The following is a 21,086-nucleotide window of genomic DNA, read 5'->3' on the forward strand; positions in this document are numbered from 1 at the left end:
CTAAGTCTAGACCCTTGATCAAGGTCTAGAGTCAAGCGCCCGTAAGCGTCACCACTTCCGGGTTGACCAGGACCATCGTGGCGCCAGCGACCTTTATCGTCGGGAGAGGCTCTTGGCAGGGTGCGATTTCTTCAATCAGCCACCCCACACCGACACTACAGTGAGACCGACCATCGCTGTCCTTCCGGGTGCGGACGTGAACACCATCGATCCAAACGATCCCTATGCGCGGACGGCGCAGATCTTTCCACGCCTCGACGAATCCATGATCGACACGGCGCGCCACTACGGCGTCGAGCAGGATTTCCAGGCGGATACGCTTCTCTACGCCCGTGGCGAACGCGCGGTGTGCTTCTTCGTGATCGTGACAGGTACCGTCGAAGTGTTCGATCTTGATGCCTCCGGCCAGCCCGTCGTCTTCGCGACCCATACCCATGGGCAATTCACCGGTGAACTGGACCTCCTGAACCAACGGGAAGTCCTGGTCTACGCGCGCGCCGGTCCCGGGACGCGCGTCATCAAGATCGAGCGCGATGCCCTGAAGCGCATGCTGGCGGCCGAACCGGACATCGCCGAAATCGTCATGCGTGCGTTGATCCTGCGCCGTGTCGGGTTGATCCAGAACGGTACCGGCGGCGTCCTTATCGTGGGCGGTGCGCACGAAGCCGCCACGCTCGCCCTGCAGCGTTTTCTCACCCGCAACGGCTACCCGCACCGCCTCGTCGATACCACCGAGGCCGGCGCCGAAGACCAGGTCCTGGAAGGCATGGGCATGACTGCCGAGCGACTGCCGGTGGTGATCTTTCCCGACCAGACTGCTCTCAGCCGGCCCTCTACCGCCGAACTCGCCGATCGTCTCGGCCTGACCGAAGCGTTCGATGGCTCGCTGGTCTATGACGTTGTGGTGGTTGGCGCCGGTCCATCGGGGCTAGCCGCCGCCGTCTACGCCGCCTCCGAAGGCCTGAACACCATCGTCATCGAGGGCCTGGCCCCGGGTGGTCAGGCCGGCACGTCGTCGCGCATCGAGAACTACCTGGGTTTCCCCACCGGTATCTCAGGCCAGGCCCTGGCGGGACGCGCCCACATCCAAGCGCAGAAATTCGGCGCACGGCTCGCCATCTCGCGTTTCGTCCGTTCCCTCGAATGCGACGAGCACCCGTTTCGCCTGGAACTGGAGGACGGCGAAGAGGTACGCACACATGCGATCGTCGTGGCCACGGGGGCACGCTACCGAAAGCTTTCCGCCGTGAACTACGAGCGCTTCGAAGGCAGTGGCGTGCACTATGCCGCGACGCCGATGGAGGGAAAGCTCTGCCAGGGGCAGGAAGTGATCGTCGTCGGCGGAGGCAATTCGGCGGGACAAGCGGCCGTCTTCCTCTCGCGAACGGCGTCGATGGTCCATCTGCTCGTTCGCGCGGATGGTCTGGCGGCGACGATGTCCAATTACCTCATCGAACGGATCACGCATTCCGCCCGGATCACCCTGCACGTACAAAGCGAGATCGTCCGCCTCGACGGCGACGATCATCTCGAAACGGTGGCGTGCCGTCACCGTGACACCGGCGAGGTCGTCGTGCATCCCGTGAGCAACGTGTTCGTGATGATCGGAGCCGACCCAAACACCGACTGGCTCGGCGATTGCGTGGGCATCGACGCGAAGGGCTTCGTGGAAACCGGCCGGGCTTGCGCCGGCGTGCCCGCGACCTCGCCTTATGCCACCAGCCGCCCCGGCATATTCGCCGTGGGCGACGTCCGCTCAGGGTCGGTGAAACGCGTCGCATCCGGCGTCGGAGAGGGGTCCGCCGTGATCCAGGCCGTGCACGAATACCTCGCGTCGATCCGTCACGACTCCATGCCCGCCGCCGTGCCTGCTTCCCCTACCGTCATGGCCTGAGCCATCGGCCGCGGCAAATACTTTCTTCCTGGAGACACCCATGTTCGTCATCCGCCACGCTTCCGAACGCGGCCACGCCAACCACGGCTGGCTCGATTCGCATCACAGCTTCTCGTTCGCCGACTACCGCGACGAAGACCACGTCCACTTCGGCCCGCTGCGCGTCATCAACGAGGATCGTGTCGCCGCCGGCGCCGGCTTCGGCACGCACTCCCATCGCGACATGGAAATCATCAGCTACGTGCTCGAAGGGGAACTGGCGCACAAGGATTCGATGGGCAATGCCGTCGTGATCCGTCCTGGCGAAGTACAGCGCATGAGCGCCGGCCATGGCGTGACGCATTCGGAGGAAAACAACGCGGTCACCGAGACGCATTTCCTGCAGATATGGATCATCCCCAACCAGCTGAACCTGGCGCCCGGCTACGAACAGAAATTCTTTCCGGATGCGGAAAAGCGCGGCAAATTGCGTCTGGTCGCGAGCCAGTCCGGCGAACACGGATCGGTGACGGTTCACCAGGATGTACGGATCTACGCGGGACTGTTCGGCCCCGATGAAACCGCGCATCACACGATCGATTTCGAGCGCCTGGTGTACGTCCACGTGGTCCGTGGCAGCGTGCATGTGAATGGCCATCCGCTATCCGCGGGCGACGCGGCGAAGATCACCGGCGAGGAACGCGTCGTGTTCTCCGACGGCGTGGACGGCGAGGTGCTGCTGTTCGACATGGGCGAGTTGCAGCCACCTCGCTAGTTCAAGGCCTGCCAGCCATGCTCTAATCGCGCGACCATCCGAGTCAGTCTCAACTGTGAGGCAAGATGCTCGACGATCTCAACGAACTTCGGACATTGCAGCAGGTGCTGGCATCGGGCTCGCTGACAGCCGCCGCGAACGCCATGGGCGTCAGCCTCGCCGTGGTGAGCAAGCGGCTCGCCACGCTGGAGCGGCGCACGGGTGTGCGCCTCGTCAACCGGACGACGCGCCGTCTCTCTCCGACGGAAGAAGGTGCGCGCCTGATGGTCGAGATCGATCGCGTCTTGGAAGCGATCCGCCAGGGCGAAGAACTGTTGGCGACCGGTCGCGACGAACCGGTCGGGACATTACGGGTATCGGCTCCGGTGTCGTTCGGACGCAGGCATGTGGCGCCCATCCTGGGGGAACTCACGCGACGCTATCCGCAACTCGCCATTTCGCTGTCCCTCGATGACAAGATGGTGGATGTCGTGGGTGGCGCGATGGACGTGGCCATCCGCATCGGTGGCGGACTCGTCGACAGCAGCGCCGCCATGCGCAAGATCGCCGACAACTCGCGCATCCTCGTCGCCGCTCCGGCCTACCTGGATCGTCGCGGCCGTCCATCGGCCCCTTCCGACCTGCGTACCCATGACCTGCTGCGTTACGGCGATTCCATCGCGCCCTGGCGTCTGCACGGCCGCGACGGCACGATAGAATCGATTCCGGCACCTGCACGCATGCGCGTCGACAACGGCGATGCCTTGCACGACTGGTGCGTCGCTGGGCTAGGCATCATGTTGAAGTCGACCATCGATGTCGGCCACGACCTCGCGGCGGGGCGTCTGGAACACGTGCTACCCGATTGGAACGGTGGCGACCTGCCCATCGTCGCGCTCTTCCCCGATCGCGCGAACATGACCAGGAAGGCCCGAGTTTTCCTGGAAGCGATGGTGAGTGCGTTCCAAACTCCGGTGAACGCAGGACCGTAAAGCCCTCAGGCGAGCAGACACTAGCCCAAAGCAGCCCTCAGGCTGGCCGCCAACTCTATGCGCTCCTCGGTGGTGTAGGGCACTTTCTGCCCCACACGCAGCCCGTCATTCGAGTAGCGAGGGAAGACATGAAGATGAAAATGCCACACATCCTGATCGCCGGCCGGTCCGTTGTGCTGGCGAGTGGAGATACCTTCACACCGGAAGGTGTCCCGCATAGCGTGCGCTAGGTGACGCGTGGCTCGAAAGAAGTCGCTGCCGAGATTGTCCGGGATGTCGAACACGTTCTCGTAATGGCTCCGAGGCACCACCAGACAGTTGCCTTTTATTCCAGCGTAGTGATGAGTGGGAACGAGAGCGAAAACGTTGGTATCCACCAGGACGACCGCTGCTTCTGGAACTGACGACGGAAGCGTCTCGGCGATACGGCAGAACGGACACTCATATCCGGGAGGGGCATTTTTCATAGGTCTGTGACCGACAGCGCCAAGGTGGGGCGTGTTCCGGATTCTGTGGCGTGCTCCTGCTACCCGTCAAGGAACTGAATCAATGAATCAACCATTAGATGCCAACCCCGGTCGATGGGTATCCTTGCCGCACCTGATGGTCCCGGAGGAATGTCATGCGCCCCAACGCTCAGAACCTGTTGCTCGCCTATTCCGTCGTCATGACGACCGCCATTGGTGTCTCACTCGCGGTAGCCCATGCAAAAAGCCAACCGGCGGAACCTCCCGTATTGACCGTACAGCAGATCAGGATTGTCGAACCGGACGGTACCCTCCGCACCGTCATCAGCAACAAGGCCCGGTTCCCTGACCTGATCATCGGTGGCAAGACTTACAGGCATCCGCGTGATACCGCCGGCACGCTGTTCTTCGATGACGAAGGCAGCGAGATCGGCGGCCTCATTTACGGCGGGAAGATGGGTAAGGACGGTACTTCAAGCAACTCCGGCAGTCTGACCTTCGACAGATATCACCAGGATCAGGTCGTACAGCTGGTCAACGTGGACGATGCTAAAGATCACTATAGCGGCCTCAAGGTGGTCGACCGGTCGGCCAGGCCGTTGGACATCGAGGGATGGACGAACTACAAGGCCATGCCCGAGGGACCGGCGAAACAAGCTGAGGGCAAGCGGCTCGCGCAAGTCGACCCTGCCCCCAACCGGTTATTCGTGGGCCGTGACAACGGTGACGCGATGCTTCAACTCAGCGACGGCCACGGATCGCCACGCCTGAAGATGATCGTCAAGGAGAACGGAGAGACTTCCATCCAGTTCCTGGATGCGGACGGCAAAGTCACGAAGACGATCGATGGAAAGTCGTGATCGAACCTGACTTCAAGATGCATGGCGTTCCCGGAACAACGCGTCATAAAGCACCGGAATAAGCCCGAGCGTGATCAGCGTACCCAACAGCAGCCCGCCAATGAGGGTGATCGCCATGCCGGTCCAGAGGGGGCCGGCGAACAGCATCAATGGAATCAGTCCGACGATGCATGTCAGTTTGGTCATGACGATGGGGCGCAATCGCTTCACCGCCGCCTCGATGACCGCTTCGTGATGATGACGACCTTCCGCGATTTCCGCTTCGATCCTTTCCAGCAGTAACACGGCGTTGTTGACGATGATCCCCGCCAGTGACAGCAGACCGAACGTGGCCATGAAGCCGAACGGATAGCCGCTCACCACGAGCGCAAGGGTGGCTCCGATGAGAATGAAGGGAATGCTCGCGAGGATGATGAAGACCTTGCGGAACGAGTTGAACTGCCAGACGAACAGCAACAGCATGCCGCCGATGGCCAAGGGCATGTAGCGGGTGAGGACGGCATTGGTTTCGGCGGAATCCTCGATTTCGCCTCCGAGCGTGATGGCGTATCCCGGAGGGAGATCGATCCGGCTCACGCTAGGGGCGAGCGTCGCGGCCACTTGTTCGGCGGTCATGGTGGGATTGCGCGCGGTAACGGTGACGGACCTCGTCAGGTTCCGTCGCTGAAGCACGCCTGGCTCGGAGTCCAGCGTGACCATGGCCACGGCCGAGAGCGACACCGGTGCGCCCTGGGCGGGATAGATGAGGGTATCGCCCGGGTCGGTCGCCGGAGCACGTTCGAGACCGTCACCCCGGATCACCACCGGCACGGACGTTCCGTGGTCGTCGATCGCGGTGACCTCGGCTCCGCTGAAGCGCATTTGCAGCGCTTTCATGACGTCATCGCGGGTCAGGCCCGACGCATGAAGCTTTCGTTGATCGATGTCGACACGGTACCGCGGCACGCGCGGACCCCAACTGTCGACGACATCGACCGTGCCCGGCAACGCCCGCAAGGCGGCGGCGACCCTGGCACTGATGTCCCGAAGCTGGGCTTCACCCGGCCCGCTGATCCGGTAGACGGCAGCGCCCGACTCCGTCGACCCCAACGAAAAACGCTTGGGCTCGGCAAACGCCTGCGGATATCTCTGCGACAGATACGACCTGGCGCGCGCGATGACGGTGTCGATGTCCGTGCCCGCTTTCACCGATACGGTGAAGTAGCCGATGTTGGCGCCCGGCAAGGGTGGATTCAGGCCGAGCACGATGCGCGGGCCCCCGTCGGCAACGTATCCGATGCTGCTTTCGATCTCGGGATTGGCTTTCTTGTCCGCCAGCCACACGCTTATCCGTCGTACGGTGTCCAGGGTCTCGCGGGCATCCGTGCCGGTCTGCAAGGTCAGCGGAATCTGGAATTGCAGTCGGTCGGACTTGGGCAGGAAGTCGTAAGGAAGGCGCGAGAGCGTCCAGCTGGCTACGCCCAGGCAAACGAGCATGACACCCAGGTAAAGCGTCTTGTGCGCGAGCACCCAACCGATCGCGCGCCGGTAGGCTCGATAGAAACGCGATTCGTGCTGACTATCCTCCTGTTCGTCGAGATGCACGCGGGCGAAGTAGAAGCACAGCAGCGGGGTCACCGTGAGACCAAGGACCCACGACCCGAGGAGGGTCACCGCCAGCACCACGGCCAGCGAACGCATGTATTCGTTCGTGCTCGTATGGCCGAGAAAAAAGGGAGAGAAGGCGAAGACGATGACCAGGGTCGACACCAGGAGCGGAATCGCCAGCGTGCGTCCGGCCTCGATGCACGCCTGCCGTCGTTCTTCGCCCGCCTTCAACCGTCGCTCGATGTCCTCGGCGATCACGATGCCGTTGTCCACGAGCAAGCCCAGGGCGAGAATGATCGCCGCCATCGACACCATCTGCAGTTCGATGTCGAACATGCGCATGATCAACAGCGAACTCAGGATGGTCAGGGGCACGATGGAGCCCACCACCAGGCCCATGCGCCACCCGAGGAAGAGCATGACCACGGCCATCACGATGACGATGGTCTCGCCCATGACGTGGTGCATCTTGCTCATTTGCCGGGCGACGACATCGGCCTGGAACGTCACGATGTGGGCCTCGAATCCCGCCGGCAATTGCCGCGCAGCTTGATCGATGCGTTTTTTCAGCTCCTTGCCGAACGTGGCGATATCCAGCCCATCCCCCATGGAGACGGAGACGACCACGGCAGACTGTCCCTGGTAAATGGCCGCCGCCTGGGGCGGATCTTCCGGCATGGCCTGCACCGTGGCGACATCGCCGAGCGGCACGTCGGCGTGGCCTCCGTCGCGGGGTACCGACAGCAGGAACCGGCGAAGATCGTCCACCGAACGAATCCTTCCCCCGACGTCGACCGATAGCGCCAGCCCCGACACCGTGGGCTCGCCCGCGGAGGCAAAGGCATTCTGGGCAGCCAATTGCTGGGCGGCGGCGGCGGGGCTCAGTCCGAGCGCGGCCAGCTTCGTCCGGTCGAACTGTACGTAAAGCCGGGTGTCTTGCAGGCCGTAGAAGCTCACGCGCTCGACACCGCTGAGACCATACAACGCCGAGCGGAACTGTTTGAGTGGCTCGCGCATCTGGGCCGGAGAAAAACCGGGTGCGGTCACGGCGACCGAGGCTACCGACACGCTTCCGAAATCGTCATCCAGGAAAGGACCCATCGTGCCGGGGGGATAGCCCTGGCCCACTTCGGTGAGTTTCGACCTCACCTTTTGCCACATGCCATCCAGGTCCGTGACACGGTCGTAGGCGGTGAGCTGGATCACCACGGAGCCGGGCCGGACGTTGCTGACGATCGTCTTCAGGCCATCCAGTTCGCGTAGCCGCTCCTCCGCCGGCTTGGCCAGAATGTTCTCGACTTCGTCGGCCGGCATCCCGGGATGGCTGATAGAGACGATGGCATCGCGCACGGTGACCGAGGGCTCTTCCTGCGAAGGGAAGTGCAGGAACGTCCACGTGCCGGCCACGAGTATGAGTGCGGCGATAAAGAGGGTCAGGCGGTTGGCCTGGAGCGCCGATCGGGTCAGGAACATCAGGGGTTCTCCAGTCCGCTGTCGCCTTCGAACTCGCGTACGGCCTGGCCATCGGTCAGGAACGCGGTACCCGCCGTCACGACGCGCTCGCCCGTCGACAGCCCGGCGCTGATCAAGGCACGGTCGCCGTTGGCGGCCGCCACCGTGACGGGCCGCCGCATGACCTGCCCATGCGTGGCGTCGAAGACGAAGACGGTCGCATTACCGGCCGGGGCTCCCGGAACCACGGCGGTCAGGGGGATCGCCACGGAACTTGCGCTCGCCGATTTCCCAGCCAGGCTCAGTTGTACCCATTGGCCGGGCAATAACCGCCCCGGCGCGGTTACGACGCGAAAAATGCCTTCGGTTGTCGCGCCGCGCTCAAGATGTCCGGACAGATGGCTCAGCCGCGCGGGTACCACCGTGGCGTCGGGACCGACGAATTGCGCGGTATCGCCGATGGAGAGGACGGAAGCGAGCGCCGCGGGTAAGGACGCGACCACCTCGAGTTCGCCCTCGCCTTCCACGGCAAGCACCGCTTGACCAGCCGGCAGGTCGCTGCCGGGCTCTGCCATGCGGGCAACGACCGTTCCCGCGAACGGTGCGAGGATGCGGCTGCGTTCCAGGTCGCGCTGCGCAAGTTCGACGGCGGCGTCGGCCGTGGCCGCTTTGCCGCGCGCCACCTGGTCGGCGGCGCGTGCCTGGGTGAGACTCGTTTGCGAGGCGGCTCCGTCATCGAACAGTGCCGTCTGCTGACGCAACTGCTCGGCACGTTCGAGAGATTCACCATGGGCCGCCAGCGCTTCCGAACGCGCTTGCGCGAGACGGAGGCGTGCAGGCACCGGATCGAGCGTGGCCAGCACCTGCCCCGCCGCAAATCGATCACCGGGATGCATGCCCACGGAAGTCACCCGGCCCGCCAGGTCGAAACTCAGCGTCGCGCGTCGTGCCTGACGCACCTGACCCAGGGCCGATGCGATGGCGCCTGGCGCCGGCGTCACCTCCGCCAGCAGGACCGAGCGCTCGGTGGGCCGTTGCCTCGGTGGTTTGTCGCAGGCACTGAGCAGGCAAACGGCGACCAGGCCGGTGGCCGCAAGAAGAGAACGCATCATGAAACTGACTCCGGGGAGAAGAAGAAAGCGGGCGAAGGGCGGAACGCGGCCTACCCGCGCGCGGGGTCCGAAGAAGGAGGCGAAGGCAGGACGACGCCGTAAAAAGCACGGAAGACGGCCAGCCTGCTCAGCGCTTGATCGCGTTGCGCCGAGAGGCAATCCATCTGGACCTGTGCGGCATCGATGCTGCGGGCTAGCAATCCCGAGGGGTCTTCGAGACCTTCCGCGTGTCGGGCAAGCGCTTTCTCCAGGCGCTCGGCATCCGCGCGGCACATCGGCTGCATCCGGCTCATACGTGCGGTGGCCGATTCCCGTTCGTCCAGCGCATCGGCCACCTCACGGAAAGCGTGTTGCACCGTCAACTCATAATCGGCGACCGCGGAATTTTTTCGCGCCTTGGCGAGATCCAGGTCCGCACGGCGCGCGCCGCCGTCGAACAAAGGCAGGTTCAGTTGGGGAAGGAAGGTCCATCCCCCGGTGTTCGCACTGAACAGGTGGTCCAGGTCGGAAGAAACGTGTCCCACGGACGAGGACAACTGAATCGACGGGAAGAACGCCGCGCGTGCCGCACCGATGTTCGCATTGGCCGCGCGCAGACGCTCTTCCGCGCGGACGACATCCGGCCGCGACAAGAGCACGTCCGAAGGTAACGAAGCCAAACGCTCGGCCGCCGAGTCGGCCCGTCCCAGCGAGGACAGATCGGACGCCGGCGACTCCAGGCGATAGCCACCGAGCGATTGCAGATAACGCAGCGCCTCGGCCTGCTTGCGATCGGCATCCATGCGCGCGAGGTGGACCTTCATCGCCTGGTCGCGTCGAGCCTGCAAATCGTCAACCGAGAACGTGCCGACGGACCGCTGCTTTTCCGCATTGGCCAGGAGCGCATCGGCCGCCTGATCGGCGTATCGAAGCTTGGCGTCGATCTCCGCGGCAGCCCGCTCGTTGACATAGGCGCCGAGCACCTCGGCTATCAATGCGCCGCGAGCTTCGACCTGCCCTGCCTGGCTGCCCAGGTACTCATGCGCGGCTGCTTCCGAGAGCGAGTTCAATCGCCCGAAGAAGTCCAGTTCGTCATGCAGGTCGAGCGTTGCCGAGGTGAAATCACGACCCAACAGCGACTGGGCGGCGGGGTTATCCAGGTGCACGCGGTCGCGTTGGGCGACGGCCCCCAACTGGGGAAAAAGCGACGAACGCGCCGATGCCGCTTGCGCACGGGCCTGTGCCACCTCGGTGGCGATCTTGCGCATGTCGGGGTTGCTGGCCAAGGCGATGGCGACAATGCGTGCGCCCTCTCCATCGGGCGAAAACGAGGCGATGAACCGTGCTTCGTCAGGCGTGAGCATGGTGTCCGGCGGCACCTCTCCGGCGCTGGGGCCCGCTGGCGCACGATACGCGTCGAAGGTCGGCGGGATGGCCGCGGCGGGCCGCTCGTAGGTGGGTGCCAGGGAGCAGGCCGAGAGGCAGGCACAAGCCAGCGCCACGAGAACCAGGGGAACCGAATGGGGCCAGAACAGGCGGTCGACAGGTTGGCAGCGGCGCACGGGATAGCCCTTGAATGATAAGCTGCGCGCATTGTTGTCGAGCTTTCTGAAGGCTTCATCGGCCTTTCTTCAAGATATGATCAAGGGAGCCTTCCATGCGCCGACGCGTGCTCGTCGTAGAGGATGATGCCGATAGCGCAAGCATCCTCCAGGCCTACCTCGAAAAGGACGGCTTCGACGTCCATATCGCTTCGGATGGTCGAAAGGGCATCGATGCCCACGCCCAATGGAAGCCGGACATCGTGCTGCTGGACATCATGCTGCCCGAGGTGAGTGGCACGGACGTGCTCAGCGCGATCCGACGTACCAGCCAGACGCCCGTCCTCATGCTCACCGCTCTTGGCGACGAACCGGACAAGATCGGAGCGCTGCGGTACGGCGCGGACGACTACATCGTCAAGCCGTACAGCCCGAGGGAAGTCGTGGCTCGCGTGCATGCCGTGCTACGACGTGCCGTTCCGCCCTCGTCGTCGAGCACCACCTTCAGCGATGGTCCCTTGGTCGTGGATATGCAGGCCGTGACGGCCGTCGTGAACCACCCGGCGCGTGGCAAGGTGACGCTGGACCTCACTCCCACCGAATTCGGCATTCTCGCCCTCCTGGTCAAGACGCCATTCAAGGCCTTCACCCGCGTCGAGTTGTTGGAGGCCTGCCTGCCCGACAGCGACGCACTGGAGCGGGTGGTCGATACCCACGTGCACAACCTGCGCCGAAAGCTGGACGCGGTGGACGTACGCGGCGTCCTGGTAACGGTACGGTCGGTCGGATACCGGTACCGATGACGCACGAGCCACAACGGCGTTCGGGGCGCCCTCGCTCCCTGTGGCGCTGGGTCGCCGTGCGCATGAGCCTGCTCGCCGTCGGCGTCGTGCTCCTCATCGCGCTATTGATGTGGCTGCGCTTCGCCCTGGCGGCGTATGCCATCGAGCGGAGAATCCCCCCGGAAACGCTGGCGAAAATCGCGCAATTGAGTAAGGCACCGGAGGAAAACGACCAGGCGTTGTGGGGATACTTGCGCGAGTACTACAAGGTCCAGGATCTCGTGCCCGGCCTCCTCGGTACGGATTGGCTGATCTTCTACGGCCTGGTGCTCGCCTCGATTCCGCTCATCATCGCCCTGGGCTTCGTCGCTTCGCGTCCCCTGTCGCGTCAGTTCTCGATCGTCGCTGCCACGGCGCGTCGGGTCACGGGCGGTGACTTCTCGGCGCGTGCCGAGCTGGTCCCGGGTGCGCCCCTGGAGTTGAACCGATTGGCGGAAGATTTCAATGCGATGTGCGAAAAACTTTCCCGCTACGAGCGGGAGGTACTCGAGTCCAGCGCCATCCTCGCGCACGAATTGCGCACGCCGTTGAATGCCGCGATGGGACGCGTCCAGGGCATCCTCGATGGGGTATTCGCGCCGGAAGCCACGCAACTCACCCTCATCTATCGGCAACTCGCCCAGCTCAACCGCCTGATCTCCGATCTCCACTTCCTGTCGATGGCCCGGGCAGGCGAACTTCACCTGGTGCAAGAGCCTTTCGACGTCGCCGAGCTCATGGCCGAGCGGTTGACCTGGTCATCGCTCGCCCTGGAGGAGGCCGGCATGTCGGCGACGTTGGATGCGGCCCCGGCGGTCATGTGGCGCGGCGACCGGGACCGCATCGGGCAAGTCGTTTCCATCTTGATCGAGAACGCGCTTCGTTACGCCGCCGCTGGAAAGGAGCTGATGCTCCGCCTGCGTGCTGATGAGGACGCGCTCACGATCGACGTGCGGGATCGCGGGCCCGGCATCGCTCCCGACGACCTACCGCGCGTGTTCGACCGGTTCTGGCGGGCGGAGCATTCGCGGGGTCGTCATTCCGGGGGTAGCGGTCTGGGCCTGGCGATCGCGAACGTGATCGTCGAAGCGCACGGCGGCACGATGGCGATTCATAATCGCGAAGGCGGCGGCCTGACCGTGAGCATGACCCTGCCGCCCGCGAATCAGAGCGAGTAATTCACTGCCAGCGCCGTCCCCAGGGCGGTGTGACGCTTGACGATGGGGCTGTCGCCCGCCTCGTCCATGTAATGCGTGCCGCGTAACACGATGCTGCTGGACCAATGCGGGCTATAGACATGCATCCACGTGGCGCTCGCTGAGTACGCGTAGAGTCCGGAGGCCGCCTTGTAAGCGGCAAAGCCGCTTCTCGCACTCTGCGCCGGCGTCACGCCGAAGTACGCGCGATTGAACGCGGCGTTTCCGGCATGCAGGTCCACGTTGACGGTGACGATGTCCGTCTCTTTTTGCACGAGCCCCAGTTCGACACCCGCACGGTATCGGCCGCGATGCGTTCCATCCTTGAGCGAGTATTCGGCTTCCACACTGGCCGACAGGATCGAATTGAATCGTTGGGCGACGGTCGTGCGGCTAACGACCGATCCCGTCACGTCGCCCATCCCCTTGAGGGTGCGCGACCCCGGACGCAAGCTGCTGTCCCGGTCCACACGGCCGAAGTCATAGTGAAAGGCCTCGCTGGCCGAAAAACCGCTTTCGCTTTGGTATTGGGCACCCACGCCACGCAGCGAATCGATGAACCAGGGACCCTTCTGGACCGAGATCAACGGCAAGGCCTGGACAAAGGTCTTGTCCGAGCCCGCATAGCGGGGGGCGGTGATGGCGGCGACACCGAAGGACGCTTGCAAGGCTCCGGCGTCAGGAGCAGTCGGTGACTCGTCGGCGCGGGCGGTCGAGGCCATCGCGAAGAGGCAAGCGACGCCAGCGGCGCGAGCGGAACGGGAACGGAGATGTCGTTGCATGGGGACCTGGCTATGGGAAGGGGATTGGAGTGGTGGGACGGGTGCGGACGTTAGAGCGGCCATCTCAAGGCGGCATCCACGCTTCTTCAAGATTTGATGGAGATGACACGGGCCGGTCGTCTCGATGAAATCTTGAATGGGTCTAAATGAAAGCTTGAGGCGGCCGCCGCACCATGACGCTTCACCGGCTGCCCTTTCACTGAAGACCCTTCCCATGCATAGCGGCCTCCCCTTCCGCGGTCCGGTAACGTCAAGAAGCGTCCTGCTTTTCCTTGCGATCTGCGTCACGTCGCTACAGGGATGCGCGATGGTGAAGCTCCAATCGCTCAAGACCGACGCGTATGTGGACGCGAAACGCGGCGACATCCTCACCACCGGGGAGTTGGGCGCCGCATCGAACGAAAGCCTGCGCGTGCTCGGCCTGTCGCCGGAGGATTGCCGCCGCCTCGCGACCACCTGCCTGGATACGGTGCTCCACAGCGATGGGCTCGACGACGAACGCCGGCTCGCGACGGCCTCGGAACTGTCGGTCTCCGCGGCGTTGCGGACATCCCGCGGCCCGTTGGGCGCCGGCAGGGATGGTTCCATCGCCGCCTGGCTGGACACGGCGCGATATGCCTATGCCTACCTTTTCTATACGTCCAGGACGCCGGGACAGCGCGCTTTCGAGGAGCGCCAGACCCAGGTCCGTGACTATTACAACTATGCCGTCGAGCAGGCCGTGGCCGGCCTCTTCAAGCGGTACCACCCATCGCCGGCAGGCTCCCTCGACAACACGATTCCCGGGCCGGCAGGCTGGTCGCTGAGTCTCGACACAAGCACCCTGGCGCAAGACGGAAGCACGGCGACTCCCGAGGCCATCCTCAGCGCCTCGTCGTTACGCTTCGACGGGTTACGCAGCGTCTACCGACGGGACGGCTTCGGATCGGAGATGGTCGCGGTCATGCCGGGCTCGACCCTGCCCGCCACGTTCAGTGAGATGCCGGCTTCCAACGTGAGCGTCCTTCTACGCTTCGACGGCACCACGCTATCGGAGATTCTAAGCACGCGCCGGGTACGCCTGGAGGCTTACGATCCATACGTCACTCGTCGGGCGCACGTCGGCGCACAGGACGTGCCGCTGGCGGGAAATTTCAGCGCCGCTTACGGAGTGTGGCTGGCGCAAGCCGGCTTCTCGACCCAATCGCTGCGCACGCTGTTCGGCTGGGGCGATGAACTGGACCGGCCGCATATCTACCTGCTCCAGCCTTACGATCCGCATCGACGGGTCATCGTCCTGTTGCACGGCTTGGCGAGCAGCCCCGAGGCCTGGGTCAACATGGCCAACGAACTCATGGGCGATGAGCGCATACGCGCCCATTACCAGATATGGCTGGCTTATTACCCGACCAACGCGCCGCTGCCCTACAACCACATGGCATTGCGCGAGGCCATCACCACCACCCTCGATCATTATGATCCCGCACGTGCGTCGCCGTCGGCACACGGCATGGTCCTCGTCGGCCACAGCATGGGAGGCGTGATCGCGCGGCTCATGGTGTCGTCCAGCGGCGGTGATGCGCTATGGAACACGCTGGTCGGCGGAGCATCCATCGCCCCCGACATGAGTGAACGAGCACACCGGCAGCTCGACCCCTTCCTGCATTTCGAGCCGATGCCGGAAGTCTCCGAAGCCATCTTCATCGCGGCACCCCACCGCGGTACTCCGTACGCCCACTCGTTCATGGCCCGTATCGTGCACGGGCTGGTCAGTGTCCCGGCACGATTGCGCGAGGACTTCAAGGATCTCACGCCCATCATCTCCGACACTCCGGGGCGCTTGCCCACGAGCCTGGATAACCTGCGCGATACCGATCCTTTCATCCGTGCCACCGCCACGCTCGCCATATCGCCACGTGTGCCGTACCACACGATCGTGGGGCGGCTTTCTTCCAAAGGCCCTCTTTCCGAATCCAGCGACGGTGTCGTGCCCTATGCCAGTGCCCATCTGGATGGCGCCCTTTCGGAGCGGGTCATTCCGTCGGGCCATAGCGTCCAGGAAACAGCCGCCGCGATCCTGGAAGTCCGCCGCATCCTCAGAACACGTGCCGACAGCGATGTAGACGACACTGATTCGCACCTGGCGCATACTGGGGAGCCCATACCTGCGCCTTATCCACCAGACCACCATGGGAACACTCATGAGAGTTCACTTCGTCGTCCATGAAGCCTTCGAGGCACCCGGCGCCTATGAAACCTGGGCGATGGCGCGTGGCCATGACATCACCTACTCACGCGTCTATCTGGACGAACCTCTTCCACGCTCGGCGGAATCCATCGACCTGCTCATTGTCATGGGCGGTCCGCAGAGTCCCACGACGACCAAGGAAGAGTGTCTGCACTTCGACGCTCGTGCCGAGTGCGCATTGATCGCGGAGTGCGTGCGGGCCGGTCGGTCGGTGGTCGGGGTCTGCCTTGGTTCGCAACTCATCGGGGAAGCCCTCGGTGCACCCTTCGAGCACAGTCCCGAAAAGGAGATCGGCGTGTTTCCGATCACCCTTACCGTCGCAGGCAAGGGACATCCAAAATTCGCGCATTTCGGCGAAGGTCTCGACGTCGGCCATTGGCACAACGACATGCCGGGACTAACGGCCGATGCGACGATAATCGCCTTCAGCGCCGGCTGCCCGCGTCAAATCGTGGAGTACGGCCCGCTCGTCTACGGCTTCCAGTGCCACATGGAATTCACCCCCGACGTCGTCGAACTCCTCATTGCCGCATCCGAGGCGGAACTTTCCACGCTCACGAACCACCGCTTCGTCCAGCAGCCCGACGCGCTTCGATCGAATGACTACGCGAGGATGAACGAGGCGTTGTACGGCTTCCTGGATCGGCTTGTCGCCGATTACCGGGCATAGCTCGAGAGCCGACGGCGTCTGCGCCGGAACGTCCTGCTCACCCATCCAGGTGCGGCTGCATCAACCCTTCAAACCACTTCTGAAACACCGCCAGCCGACGCGAACGCTGCCGTCGATGCGGATACAACAACGACACCGGCATCGGAGCCGCACGATAGGCTTGCATCACCTCCACCAGCTCGCCCGAATCCAACAGGTGCTGGACGTCGAAGCGTGGAACCTGGATGAGTCCAAGGCCAGCGAGGCAGCAGGCGATATAGTTTTCGGCATTGTTCACGACGACCCTGCTGGATACGTCGAGCAGCTGTTCGTTACCGTCGTCGGAAAGGTACTCCCACGGCAACGCCCTGCCCGTCTTCGGCGACGCATAACCTACAGCCGAATGTCCGTCCTGCAGCTCGTCAGGCCGGGTCGGTTCGCCATGTTCACGCAGGTATGCCGGGCTCGCGCAGTTGACCAAGGCGACGTGACCCAGCGGACGAATGACGAGGCTGCTGTCGTGCGGTACGCCGATGCGCACCGCGCAGTCCACTCCTTCCTGCACGAGGTCGATGACACGGTCGGTGGAGCCCAGGACCAATTGAAGGCGGGGATGGCGTCGCAGCAATCCAGGCATTGCCGGAGCAATCAGGCGATGGGCGATGCGACTCGGTGCATCGATGACGAGTCGTCCCGACACCTGTCGCCGGCTGGCCTGGAACAGTTGGTCGATGTCTTCGACCTCGGCCAGCAACGGCCGTACGCGATCCAGTAACTGTTCCCCGTCGGCCGTCAGCCGTACCTGCCGCGTCGTCCGATGCAGCAAGCGCACGCCCAACTGGGCCTCCAGCTGCTGGATGGCGGCGGACACCGACGCCCGCGGCACATCGAGGGCATGCGCCGCCTTGATGAAGCTGCCCATTTCCGCCACCTGGGCGAACACGCGGTACTGATCGAATCTGTCCATGCGTCGCGGCCCGTCGGGGTCCTTGCCTCACTTGGTGGTATAGCCACCATTGATGAGAATGGTCTGGCCGGTGATCCACCACCCGTCGCTGACCAGATGGCGAATGAAGGGAACCACATCCTCGATGTCCGTGAGGCCCGTCTTGCTGAACGGGGAAAGTGCCGCGGCGGTCTTGTGATACGCCACCGCATCCGCGCCTTCGGCGGGATAGAAGAACGGCGTGTCCATCGGACCAGGGCCGACCGCGGTCACCGAGATACCACGCGCACCGAACTCCTTGGAAGCCGCACGGGTGTAATGCTCCACGGGCGCCTTGGTTCCGGCATAGGCGGCATAGAACGGCGTGAACGCGCCCAGCAGCGAGGTTACCAGCGTGCAGACCTTGCCGTTGTCGTTGACGTGCTTGCCCGCTTCCTTGAGGAAGAAGAAGGCGGTCTTGGAATTGACCGCCGTCATCTCGTCGTACTCGGACTCGCTGATCTCGGAGAACGGCTTCTTCAGCACCTTGCCCACGGTATTGATGGCGATGTCCGGCCTGCCGACCGCGGCGATGGCATCGGTGAAGAGCTTTTCGACGGCGGCGGCCGATGTCAGGTCACCCTGCAAGGCCACGGCCTGCGCGCCGCTGGCCTGTATCGCCTTGACGGTCGCATCGGCGTCGGCCTTGGAAGCCGCGCTGTTGTAGTGGATCGCGACGGCCTTGGCGCCTTGTCCGGCCAGGTCGCGTGCGATCAGGCCGCCGAGGTTCTTGGCGCCCCCAGCGATGAGAACGACCTTGCCTTTGATGGAATGGTCTGCCACGGGAGATCTCCTTCATGAGCCGATGGAGGTCCGAGCTTAGGCCTCTCCATCCCGCCGATAAACAATACACGGCTGGATGAATCATCCAGGAAAACCATCCAATCCGATGCTGATGAAGGGCGCGGTGCTTTCCCACGAGATAGTGACGACCAACGCAAAATAGTGGATAGGCCCGACGAACGCCGATGTTGCGGTGCATTCTCCATTCGCACCAGTGATTTTTTTAGAACAAGCCATCACTCTGCGGCGACGCAGCATCGGGAAGCGAGGCATATTCCCGGCCGGCACGAATTTTTTTCGTTCAGCCCTTGCGTATGCCTGTCTAGCATCCGGTTCGATTTCCGCATCGATGGTTCCGCATGTCCCCTCCGATCACCTGTGTCGCCGACCTTCGGGAGTTAGCCCGTAAGCGCGTGCCGCGTGCCTTCTTCGACTACGACGACCGCGGTTCCTACGATGAAGTGACCCTGCGTGACAACCGCGCCGTGTTCGAACGTATCCGCCTGCGTCAGCGTGTGATGATCGACGTCGACCAGCGTGACCTCACGACGGACATCGTCGGCCAACCCGTGTCGATGCCGCTGGCGATCGCACCGACGGGCCTCACGGGTCTTACCCATGGCTCGGGCGAGATCCTCGCCGCCCGGGCGGCGGCCGCCACCGGGATCCCGTTCTGCCTGAGCACGATGTCCATCTGTTCGGTGGAACAGGTCGCCGCGGCGGTGAAGGACCCCTTCTGGTTCCAGATCTACGTGATGCGCGACCGGGGCTTCACGAGATCGCTGATCACCCGCGCACGCGAGGCAGGCTGCTCGGCCTTGATGGTCACCGCCGACCTGCAGATCCAGGGTCAACGCCATCGCGAGATCAAGAACGGGATGACGGTACCGCCGAAACTCACCCTGAAGAACCTCGTCGACATCCTCGGCAAGCCACGCTGGGTCAGTGGCGTACTCGCCGCGCCGAGCCGCTCGTTCGGTAACCTGGCTGGCCAGATCGACGGTGCCGACGGCCTGACCACGCTGGCGCAATGGATCGGCAACCAGTTCGACCCGCGGCTGACCTGGGACGACATTGCCTGGATTCGCGACCTGTGGCCCGGCAAGTTGATCCTGAAAGGCATCATGGAGGCATCGGACGCGCGTGCGGCGGTTGCCGCGGGCGTGGATGCCATCGTCGTATCGAACCACGGTGGCCGCCAGTTGGACGGCGCCCTCGCGTCCGCCATCGCCCTCCCCCGCGTGGTCGATGCCGTCGGCAACGACATCGAGATCCTGTTCGATGGAGGCATCCAGACGGGACAATCGCTGCTCAAGGCGCTGGCCATGGGTGCCCGCGCCGGCCTCATCGGCAAGGCCTTCCTGTATGGACTGGGCGCCATGGGCCAGGAAGGCGTCACCCGGGTGATCGAGATCCTGCGACGCGAACTGGACGTCAGCATGGCGTTGACCGGGCAGACGTCGGCACGCGGCCTCGACCACTCCATCCTCCTCGACGAAAGCGGCGAACCATGGTCCCCGCTTCGCAAGACGGTTTGAACACCCCGCGCCGAAAGGCGCGCGTATCCAAGGAAACGACATGAGCGACATCTACCAGAACTACATCGGCGGACGTTTCGTCAGCGACCCGGCCGATGGCCGGGTCGAGGTCAGCAATCCCGCGACGCAGGCCGTGCTAGGCCATGTGCCGGATGCCTCGATGTCCACTGTCTCCGCCGCGGTGGATGCCGCGCGCAAGGCGCAGCCGGCGTGGGGCCGCCTGCCTGCGATCCAGCGTGCGAACGCGTTGCGCGCGATCTCCGCGAAGGTCCGCCAGCACCGCGAGCGGCTGGCCGCGCTCATCGTCGCCGAACAGGGCAAGACCCAAGGCCTCGCCGCCGTCGAGGTCGACTTCACCGCCGACTACATCGACTACATGGCCGAATGGGCGCGCCGCCTCGAGGGCGAGGTACTGACCAGCGACCGCTCGGGTGAAAGCATCTTCCTGCTGCGCAAACCGATCGGTGTCGTCGCCGGCATCCTGCCGTGGAATTTCCCGTTCTTCCTGATCGCCCGCAAGATGGCGCCCGCCCTGGTCACCGGCAACACCGTGGTGATCAAGCCCAGCGAGGAAACCCCGCTCAACGCGTTCGAGTTCGCCAGGCTGGTGGCCGAGACCGACCTGCCGGAGGGCGTGTTCAACCTCATTGGCGGCACGGGTGCCCACGCCGGTGCGGCGCTGACGGACAACCCTGGCGTCGGCCTGATCAGCTTCACGGGCAGCGTCGAGACCGGCAGCCGCATCATGCAGACGGCAGGCAGGCACCTCACCCGCGTCAACCTCGAACTGGGCGGCAAGGCACCGGCCATCGTGCTCGCGGACGCCGACCTCGATCTCGCCGCCAAGGCCATCACCGATTCGCGCGTGATCAACACCGGGCAGGTGTGCAATTGCGCCGAGCGCGTCTACGTGGATCGCAAGGTCGCCGATGCGTTCATCGGGAAGCTGAGCCAGCGCATGGCCGCCACGACTTTCGGCGATCCGGGTGCGGACGCCTCCGTTGGAATGGGGCCGCTGATCAACCAGGCCGGCCTAGACAAGGTGCGTGGCGCGGTGGAACGCGCCGTGAGCGCGGGCAACGAAGTGATTACCGGCGGCAAGGTGGCCGACCTCGGCCATGGCTACCACTACGAACCGACCGTGCTGATCGCCAAGGACAACGACCAGGAAATCATCCGCAAGGAAACCTTCGGGCCCGTGCTTCCGGTCGTGCTGGTCGATGGTCTGGAACAGGCCGTGGCGTATGCCAACGATTCCGAATACGGGCTCACCTCGTCGCTGTACACGCGCGACCTCAACAGCGCCCTGCGTGGCGTGCGTGACCTCGAATTCGGCGAGACATACGTGAACCGCGAGAACTTCGAAGCCATGCAGGGCTTCCATGCAGGCCGCCGCAAGTCGGGAATCGGCGGTGCCGACGGCAAGCACGGCCTTTACGAATACACCGAGACGCAGGTCGTCTACATCCAGCACGACTGATCGCGCGA

The 21,086-nt window shown here is 64.0% G+C and carries 17 protein-coding genes; 10 read left to right on the forward strand and 7 right to left on the reverse strand.

The window, feature by feature from the left end:
* Positions 1–196: 196 nt before the first annotated feature.
* From AB6730_RS08185 to AB6730_RS08195, 3 genes are all read left to right on the forward strand, one after another.
* On the forward strand, positions 197–1,894 hold the full coding sequence (locus tag AB6730_RS08185) for an FAD-dependent oxidoreductase (protein WP_371023155.1): 1,698 nt from the start codon (positions 197–199) through the stop codon (positions 1,892–1,894).
* A gap of 40 nt (positions 1,895–1,934) precedes the next feature.
* The gene (locus tag AB6730_RS08190; protein WP_371023156.1) at positions 1,935–2,648 is read left to right on the forward strand and encodes a pirin family protein; all 714 of its coding nucleotides are present in this window, start codon (positions 1,935–1,937) and stop codon (positions 2,646–2,648) included.
* A gap of 65 nt (positions 2,649–2,713) precedes the next feature.
* On the forward strand, positions 2,714–3,619 hold the full coding sequence (locus tag AB6730_RS08195) for a LysR family transcriptional regulator (RefSeq protein WP_371023157.1): 906 nt from the start codon (positions 2,714–2,716) through the stop codon (positions 3,617–3,619).
* Positions 3,620–3,639: 20 nt separating this feature from the next.
* On the opposite strand, the gene AB6730_RS08200 is transcribed toward AB6730_RS08195, so the two are convergent.
* Positions 3,640–4,086 (reverse strand): HIT family protein, encoded by a 447-nt coding sequence (locus AB6730_RS08200; protein ID WP_371023158.1) that lies wholly within the window; start codon positions 4,084–4,086, stop codon positions 3,640–3,642.
* A gap of 155 nt (positions 4,087–4,241) precedes the next feature.
* Here AB6730_RS08200 and AB6730_RS08205 point away from each other — a divergent pair, with 155 nt between their 5' ends.
* Positions 4,242–4,946, forward strand: coding sequence for a hypothetical protein (locus AB6730_RS08205; protein ID WP_371023159.1), 705 nt, complete (start codon positions 4,242–4,244; stop codon positions 4,944–4,946).
* Between the two features lie 12 nt (positions 4,947–4,958).
* On the opposite strand, the gene AB6730_RS08210 is transcribed toward AB6730_RS08205, so the two are convergent.
* From AB6730_RS08210 to AB6730_RS08220, 3 genes are read right to left on the reverse strand one after another with little or no spacing between them, the layout of a single operon-like run.
* Positions 4,959–8,006 (reverse strand): efflux RND transporter permease subunit, encoded by a 3,048-nt coding sequence (locus AB6730_RS08210; RefSeq protein WP_371023160.1) that lies wholly within the window; start codon positions 8,004–8,006, stop codon positions 4,959–4,961.
* On the reverse strand, positions 8,006–9,097 hold the full coding sequence (locus tag AB6730_RS08215; protein WP_371023161.1) for an efflux RND transporter periplasmic adaptor subunit: 1,092 nt from the start codon (positions 9,095–9,097) through the stop codon (positions 8,006–8,008). Before AB6730_RS08215 ends, AB6730_RS08210 begins: the two co-directional genes overlap by 1 nt.
* Positions 9,098–9,147: 50 nt before the next feature.
* Positions 9,148–10,638 carry an efflux transporter outer membrane subunit gene (locus AB6730_RS08220; protein WP_371023162.1) on the reverse strand — a complete coding sequence of 497 codons (1,491 nt, stop codon included), beginning with the start codon at positions 10,636–10,638 and terminating at the stop codon, positions 9,148–9,150.
* 95 nt (positions 10,639–10,733) lie between these two features.
* Between AB6730_RS08220 and AB6730_RS08225 the strand changes: the two genes are divergently transcribed.
* Together AB6730_RS08225 and AB6730_RS08230 are read left to right on the forward strand one after the other, a co-directional pair.
* A complete protein-coding gene (locus AB6730_RS08225) occupies positions 10,734–11,420 on the forward strand; it encodes a response regulator (protein WP_371023163.1) in 687 nt (228 codons plus the stop codon).
* Positions 11,417–12,616 (forward strand): sensor histidine kinase, encoded by a 1,200-nt coding sequence (locus tag AB6730_RS08230; RefSeq protein WP_371023164.1) that lies wholly within the window; start codon positions 11,417–11,419, stop codon positions 12,614–12,616. The genes AB6730_RS08225 and AB6730_RS08230 overlap by 4 nt, the downstream gene beginning before the upstream one ends.
* Here the strand turns inward: AB6730_RS08230 and AB6730_RS08235 are convergent.
* Positions 12,604–13,356 carry a MipA/OmpV family protein gene (locus AB6730_RS08235; RefSeq protein ID WP_371023165.1) on the reverse strand — a complete coding sequence of 251 codons (753 nt, stop codon included), beginning with the start codon at positions 13,354–13,356 and terminating at the stop codon, positions 12,604–12,606. The two genes, AB6730_RS08230 and AB6730_RS08235, sit on opposite strands and share 13 nt — an antisense overlap.
* 367 nt (positions 13,357–13,723) lie before the next feature.
* Here AB6730_RS08235 and AB6730_RS08240 point away from each other — a divergent pair, with 367 nt between their 5' ends.
* Positions 13,724–15,622: a lipase family alpha/beta hydrolase gene (locus AB6730_RS08240; protein WP_371023166.1), complete on the forward strand. Its 1,899-nt coding sequence runs from the start codon at positions 13,724–13,726 to the stop codon at positions 15,620–15,622.
* A complete protein-coding gene (locus AB6730_RS08245) occupies positions 15,597–16,313 on the forward strand; it encodes a type 1 glutamine amidotransferase (RefSeq protein ID WP_371023167.1) in 717 nt (238 codons plus the stop codon). The genes AB6730_RS08240 and AB6730_RS08245 overlap by 26 nt, the downstream gene beginning before the upstream one ends.
* Positions 16,314–16,350: 37 nt before the next feature.
* On the opposite strand, the gene AB6730_RS08250 is transcribed toward AB6730_RS08245, so the two are convergent.
* Complete coding sequence (locus AB6730_RS08250) at positions 16,351–17,259, reverse strand: LysR family transcriptional regulator (protein ID WP_371023168.1); 909 nt, start codon at positions 17,257–17,259, stop codon at positions 16,351–16,353.
* Between the two features lie 27 nt (positions 17,260–17,286).
* Positions 17,287–18,060: an SDR family oxidoreductase gene (locus AB6730_RS08255; protein ID WP_371023169.1), complete on the reverse strand. Its 774-nt coding sequence runs from the start codon at positions 18,058–18,060 to the stop codon at positions 17,287–17,289.
* Positions 18,061–18,419: 359 nt separating this feature from the next.
* On the opposite strand from AB6730_RS08255, the gene AB6730_RS08260 reads away from it, so the two are divergent.
* Together AB6730_RS08260 and aldA are read left to right on the forward strand one after the other, a co-directional pair.
* Positions 18,420–19,598, forward strand: coding sequence for an L-lactate dehydrogenase (locus AB6730_RS08260; RefSeq protein ID WP_371023170.1), 1,179 nt, complete (start codon positions 18,420–18,422; stop codon positions 19,596–19,598).
* A gap of 40 nt (positions 19,599–19,638) precedes the next feature.
* Positions 19,639–21,078, forward strand: a complete 1,440-nt coding sequence (aldA, locus tag AB6730_RS08265) for an aldehyde dehydrogenase (protein WP_371023171.1) — start codon at positions 19,639–19,641, stop codon at positions 21,076–21,078.
* Positions 21,079–21,086 lie beyond the last annotated feature (8 nt).

The sequence above is a fragment of the Luteibacter sp. RCC_6_2 genome, from assembly GCF_041360655.1.
Classification (GTDB): Bacteria; Pseudomonadota; Gammaproteobacteria; order Xanthomonadales; family Rhodanobacteraceae; genus Luteibacter.

What these genes read in the sequence shown, in the direction of transcription:
- AB6730_RS08190 (WP_371023156.1), top strand. Translation starts at nt 1,935, where the DNA reads ATGTTCGTCATCCGCCACGCTTCCGAACGCGGCCACGCCAACCACGGC.
- AB6730_RS08195 (WP_371023157.1), top strand. Translation starts at nt 2,714, where the DNA reads ATGCTCGACGATCTCAACGAACTTCGGACATTGCAGCAGGTGCTGGCA.
- AB6730_RS08200 (WP_371023158.1), bottom strand. Translation starts at nt 4,086, where the DNA reads ATGAAAAATGCCCCTCCCGGATATGAGTGTCCGTTCTGCCGTATCGCC.
- AB6730_RS08205 (WP_371023159.1), top strand. Translation starts at nt 4,242, where the DNA reads ATGCGCCCCAACGCTCAGAACCTGTTGCTCGCCTATTCCGTCGTCATG.
- AB6730_RS08210 (WP_371023160.1), bottom strand. Translation starts at nt 8,006, where the DNA reads ATGTTCCTGACCCGATCGGCGCTCCAGGCCAACCGCCTGACCCTCTTT.
- AB6730_RS08215 (WP_371023161.1), bottom strand. Translation starts at nt 9,097, where the DNA reads ATGATGCGTTCTCTTCTTGCGGCCACCGGCCTGGTCGCCGTTTGCCTG.
- AB6730_RS08225 (WP_371023163.1), top strand. Translation starts at nt 10,734, where the DNA reads ATGCGCCGACGCGTGCTCGTCGTAGAGGATGATGCCGATAGCGCAAGC.
- AB6730_RS08230 (WP_371023164.1), top strand. Translation starts at nt 11,417, where the DNA reads ATGACGCACGAGCCACAACGGCGTTCGGGGCGCCCTCGCTCCCTGTGG.
- AB6730_RS08235 (WP_371023165.1), bottom strand. Translation starts at nt 13,356, where the DNA reads ATGGCCTCGACCGCCCGCGCCGACGAGTCACCGACTGCTCCTGACGCC.
- AB6730_RS08240 (WP_371023166.1), top strand. Translation starts at nt 13,724, where the DNA reads ATGGTGAAGCTCCAATCGCTCAAGACCGACGCGTATGTGGACGCGAAA.
- AB6730_RS08245 (WP_371023167.1), top strand. Translation starts at nt 15,597, where the DNA reads ATGAGAGTTCACTTCGTCGTCCATGAAGCCTTCGAGGCACCCGGCGCC.
- AB6730_RS08250 (WP_371023168.1), bottom strand. Translation starts at nt 17,259, where the DNA reads ATGGACAGATTCGATCAGTACCGCGTGTTCGCCCAGGTGGCGGAAATG.
- AB6730_RS08260 (WP_371023170.1), top strand. Translation starts at nt 18,420, where the DNA reads ATGTCCCCTCCGATCACCTGTGTCGCCGACCTTCGGGAGTTAGCCCGT.
- aldA (WP_371023171.1), top strand. Translation starts at nt 19,639, where the DNA reads ATGAGCGACATCTACCAGAACTACATCGGCGGACGTTTCGTCAGCGAC.